Source organism: uncultured Agrococcus sp., assembly GCF_945915485.1.
In the GTDB taxonomy this organism is placed as follows: Bacteria; Actinomycetota; Actinomycetes; order Actinomycetales; family Microbacteriaceae; genus Agrococcus.
In genome coordinates, this window is sequence record NZ_CAMEFJ010000126.1 from 1 (window position 1) to 4,841 (window position 4,841).

At 65.2% G+C, this 4,841-nt stretch carries 5 protein-coding genes; 4 read left to right on the forward strand and 1 reads right to left on the reverse strand.

From position 1 onward, the window contains the following. The 4 genes from Q0O95_RS13095 to Q0O95_RS13110 all read left to right on the forward strand — a co-directional run. On the forward strand, positions 1-633 hold a 633-nt coding region (locus tag Q0O95_RS13095), incomplete at its 5' end, for an ABC transporter permease (RefSeq protein WP_293699501.1). Continuing rightward, entirely contained in the window at positions 630-1,430 is an 801-nt protein-coding gene (locus Q0O95_RS13100; protein ID WP_293699503.1) for an ABC transporter ATP-binding protein, read from the forward strand. The genes Q0O95_RS13095 and Q0O95_RS13100, both read left to right, overlap by 4 nt. Then, on the forward strand, positions 1,427-2,269 hold the full coding sequence (locus tag Q0O95_RS13105; RefSeq protein ID WP_293699505.1) for an ABC transporter ATP-binding protein: 843 nt from the start codon (positions 1,427-1,429) through the stop codon (positions 2,267-2,269). The genes Q0O95_RS13100 and Q0O95_RS13105 overlap by 4 nt, the downstream gene beginning before the upstream one ends. Positions 2,270-2,282: 13 nt before the next feature. Next, the gene (locus tag Q0O95_RS13110) at positions 2,283-3,401 is read left to right on the forward strand and encodes a Xaa-Pro peptidase family protein (protein WP_293699507.1); all 1,119 of its coding nucleotides are present in this window, start codon (positions 2,283-2,285) and stop codon (positions 3,399-3,401) included. A gap of 178 nt (positions 3,402-3,579) precedes the next feature. Here the strand turns inward: Q0O95_RS13110 and Q0O95_RS13115 are convergent. Beyond that, positions 3,580-4,772 (reverse strand): IS3 family transposase gene (locus tag Q0O95_RS13115; protein WP_293699508.1). Its coding sequence is split into 2 segments (ribosomal slippage): positions 3,580-4,485 and positions 4,488-4,772, totalling 1,191 coding nucleotides; the frame shifts between segments, so codons are not numbered across the junction. Between the last annotated feature and the right edge of the window lie 69 nt (positions 4,773-4,841).

The following is a 4,841-nucleotide window of genomic DNA, read 5'->3' on the forward strand; positions in this document are numbered from 1 at the left end:
GTCGGCGGCTGGGTCGACGAGATTCTCGGCCGCCTGACCGACCTGTTCATGGCGTTCCCGACCGTCATCCTGGCGATGGTCATCGCCGCGTCGCTCGGCCCTTCATTGTTCAATGCGGTGCTCGCCGGCATTATCGTGACCTGGCCGATCTACGCCCGTGTAACGCGGTCGCTCGTGCTCAGCCTGCGTTCGCAGAACTACGTGATCGCCTCACGAATGCTGGGCTACTCGTCGTGGCGCTCGCTCGGCACCGACATCCTGCCGAACGTCATGGGCCCTGTGCTCGTGCTCGCATCGCTCGAGATCGGTACGGCGATTCTGCTTTTGACCGGCCTGTCCTTCCTCGGTCTCGGTGCGCAACCGCCGACACCCGAATGGGGTTCGATGATCTCGGGGGCAATGCAGAACATCGACGCCTGGTGGCTCGGCGTCTTCCCCGGCCTCGCGATCCTGACGATCGTCATGGCGTTCAACTTCGTCGGCGATTCGCTGCGAGACGTGCTGGATCCACTCTCGTCCGCAGAGCGTCAGGGGGCCGGAGCCGCTGCCCCCGTCGTCGGCTCGGAGGATTCGGCAGCCGACCCGGTTCCGACACTCACGGAAGGCACCGAAGACCAGGAGGCAGCCCGATGAGCGCCGTGCTCACCATCGACGACCTCAGCGTCGAACTCGGCCCGAAGCACGCTCGCCGCGAGGTCGTCCGTGGTGTTTCGCTCGAGCTGACGGCGGGCAAGATCCAGGGCCTGGCCGGTGAATCAGGCTCCGGCAAGACCGTGACCGCGATGGCGGTGCTCGGGCTGCTGCCGCAATCGGCGGAGGCAACGGGCTCCGTCAAGCTCGGCGACCAGGAGCTCATCGGGCTCGGGCAGCGGGAGCTGAACCGGATTCGCGGGATGCGCGTTGCGATGATCTTCCAGGACCCTTCGGCAAGCCTGCACCCACAGATCACGATCGGCTCGCAGCTGACCGACCACGTGCGGCATCACATGAAGCTGAAGCGCAAGGAGGCACGCGAACGGGCGGTCGAGCTCCTCACGCGAGTGAGAGTGCCGGACCCGGAACACGCTCTGCGCCGCTATCCCCACCAGTTCTCGGGTGGGCAACGGCAGCGCATCGCGATCGCCATGGCACTCGCCTGCGACCCAGAGGTGCTGCTAGCCGACGAACCGACGACAGCACTGGACGTCACGGTGCAGGCGGGCATCCTCCATCTGCTGCGCGACCTCGTGCAGGAGCGCGACCTCGCAGTGCTGCTGGTGACCCACGACCTCGGCGTCATGAGCTCGATCGCCGACGACGTCGCCGTCATGCGGCACGGGCAGATCGTCGAGTCGGGCACGCGCCAGCAAATGTTCACGGCGCCCCAGCACCCGTACACGCGTGAGCTGCTGGAAGCCATGCCCGACGCCCAGGAGAGTGATGTTCTGTGAGCGAGCTGCTGCAAGTCGACGACCTCGTTGTTCGTTACGGCCACCTGACCGCAGTCGATGGCGTCTCGATGACCATTCGACCCGGCGAGGTGCTCGCGCTGGTCGGCGAGTCCGGCTGCGGAAAGTCATCGACCGCGAGAGCGATCGTCGGTATGGATCGCCCAGCCGACGGCACGGTGCGGTTCCGCGGCGACGAAATTCCCACGCTCGGTCTACGTCGTCGCAGGCCCGAGTTCACGGCCGTCCAGATGGTCTTCCAAGATCCGAACTCGTCGCTCAACCCGCGCAAGCGGGTGGGCGAGCAGATCCTCGACGGCGTGCGAGCAGCGCGCGCCCGTGGCCTCGAATCGGACGAGCCGGGAGCATGGCTGGAAGCCGTCGGGCTGCAAGCAGACATGGTCTCGCGATACCCGCACCAGTTCTCCGGCGGCCAACGGCAGCGCGTCGCCATCGCTCGCGCACTGGCGGCAAAGCCCGACCTCATCGTGGCTGACGAGCCCATCTCCGCGCTGGACGCCTCCAGCCAGGCATCGGTCGCGGGCATGATGCGGCAGCTGTGCCTCGAAGCGGGCGCCGGGATGCTCTTCATCAGCCACGACCTGTCGGTCGTGCGTCTCATGGCCGACCGCGTGATGGTCATGTACCGGGGCGCGGTCGTGGAATCGGGCCCGACATCCCTCGTGTGGGGCGACCCCGTGCACCCGTACACGCGTGCGCTGCTGGCCGCGATTCCGCATCCGGACGGCAAGGGCGTGCTGCCCGAGGCTCCCACGGCAGATGCACCCGAAGAGTGGGCGAGTCGCGTAGAAGAGGCATTGAACAGGCAAATCGCCGCATAGTAAGGAGAGCACCGTGAGTGAGCAAAGAACATCCGACAGCCCGTTCCAGGCACGCATCGCGAACGTGGTCGAGGCACTCGCCGACGCAGACGCCGACGCGATGATCTTGACACCGTCGACGGACTTCGCATACCTCACGGGTGCCGAGCCCGCCCTCCGTGAGCGGCTCCTCGCTCTCGGCATCACCGCGACCGGCACGGTGCGGGCGATCGCCCCGGGGTTCGAGACCGACGCAATGGTGCCCGTCACCGAAGCCGGTATCGAACTGATCACGTGGTCGGATGGTGAAGACGCCGCCAAGCTATTGCTCGACGGTCTCGGGCTCGGCGCGAAGCCTCGCATCGCTGTCGGTGCGGGAACACCGATGCGGTTCCCGCTCGAGTTCATGCGGCATCGCGATATCTCCTGGACGGCGGGCGACGACATTCTCGTACCGCTGCGGATGCGCAAATCACCCGAGGAGCTGGCGCTGCTGAAGGCGGCAGCGCTCGCCGACGACGAGACGTATCGACGCTTTCTGACGTCGACCGAGTTCCGTGGCCGCACAGAGTTCGAGGTGCAGCAGGATCTTCGCGCGCACCTCGAAGCGACCGGTCACGATCTCGCCGGCTCGTTCAGCATCGTCGCAGCGGGCGCGAACGCGGCGATGCCGCACCACCATTCGGGCGATACGGTGCTCGAGGACGGGATGGGCGTGCTCACCGACTTCGGCGGCCCGCGCGACGGCTACTGCTCGGATATGACGCGCACCTGGAGCCTCGGGCCGGCATCCGCTCGTCTGAAGGAGATCCATGCGATCGTGCTGGAGGCGAATCGAGCGGGTCTGGCCGCCGTGCGTCCGGGTGTGACCGCCTCCTCGATCGACGCCATCGTGCGGGGTGTCATCGAATCGGCCGGGTTCGGTGAGTACTTCATTCACCGCACCGGCCACGGCATCGGCCTCGATGTGCACGAGCCGCCGTACCTCGTCGCGGGAGATGAGACCGTGCTCGAAGAGGGTATGGCGTTCAGCATCGAACCCGGCATCTATATCGAGGGCGAACTGGGCGTGCGCATCGAGGACATCGTCGCCGTCACCGCAACCGGCGGAGAGTCATTGAACGAAGCGGACCGCTCACTGCTCGAACTCTAGGGCCGGTTTGGCGTAGCTGCGTTTGTGCCGGCGGCGACTTCCTCGCTCTGTAATCCGACAACAGCGAATGTCACTTTCACGTCGAAGCAGCCCTAGCGCTGCCCATCGCCGCGACTAGCTACATCTAAAGGGAGAGCCGCAGAATCGGGTCTGGTGCAGGAACTGGTGACAGTTCTGGTTAGGCCGCGAGGGCCAGTTCTTCATTCATGATGGTCTCGAACTCGATGGGCGTCAAACGGCCCAGGCGGATTTGGCGGCGCCTGCGGTGGTAGGTGCGCTCGATCCAGGTCACGATTGCGATCCGCAGGTCATCTCGTGATGCCCAGGCGCGTCGGTTCAGGACGTTCTTCTGCAGCAGGCTGAAGAACGATTCCATGGCTGCGTTGTCGCCGCAGGACGCGACTCTCCCCATCGAGCCGACGAGGTTGTGCTGGGCGAGTTCGCGGCGGAGTTTCCGGCTTCGAAATTGCGATCCACGATCCGAATGGACGATGCAACCGTTGATCCTCCCGCGCATTCTGACAGCGTTGCGAATGGCGCGGACCGCGAGCGATGCCTTCATGCGCGAATCGATGGAGTAGCCCACGATCCGGCCGCTGAACGCGTCCTTGACAGCGCAGAGGTAGAGCTTGCCGTCACCGGTGTTGTGTTCCGTGATGTCGGTCAGCCAGAGCTGGTTCGGCCGGGAAGCTGTGAACTGGTGACGCTCACGCCCGTGCTCGTCGATGACGACGCAGAGATCGTCATGCACGGCGGGGCCTGGCTTCTTGCCGTTCTTGCTGCGTTTCTTCCCGAACACGCTCCACCAGCCGTTCGAGGACGTGATCCGCCATGCCGTGCGATCAGCCATAGGTTCGCCCTCATTGCGGGCTTCGTCGGCGAGGAGTCGATACCCGAACTCAGGGTCGTCACGGTGAGCGTCGAACAATGCGTTCGCGCGATACGCCTCCTTCAACTCCCGCCTGGTGACGGGGTTCCGCAACCACCGGTAGTAAGGCTGGCGAGCGAGCTGCAGCACCCGGCACGACACCACGACGGGGATGCCGTCCGCGGCGAGCTCGCTCACGAGCGGGTAGAGCCTTTTCCCGGCAGATGCGCCTGCGATAGATACGCGGTCGCACGACGCAGGATCTCGACTTCCTGCTCAAGGAGGCGATTGCGCTTACGGAGCTCACGCAACTCAGCCGACTCCTGCTCCGTCTCGCCAGGCTGCTCACCAGCCTCGATACGGGCTTGCCGCATCCACTTATCGAGCGTGCCGACATGGACACCGAAGTCTTTCGCGATCTGCGCGAGCGTCACGTCCGGATCACGGTTCTCCGCGACGCGAATCACGTCGTCGCGGAACTCCTTGGGAAACGGCTTGGGCATGATGACATCCTTCCAGGCCAGCACTCTCAACTAGCCACATTTGATGTCACCTCTTCCTGCACCAGACCC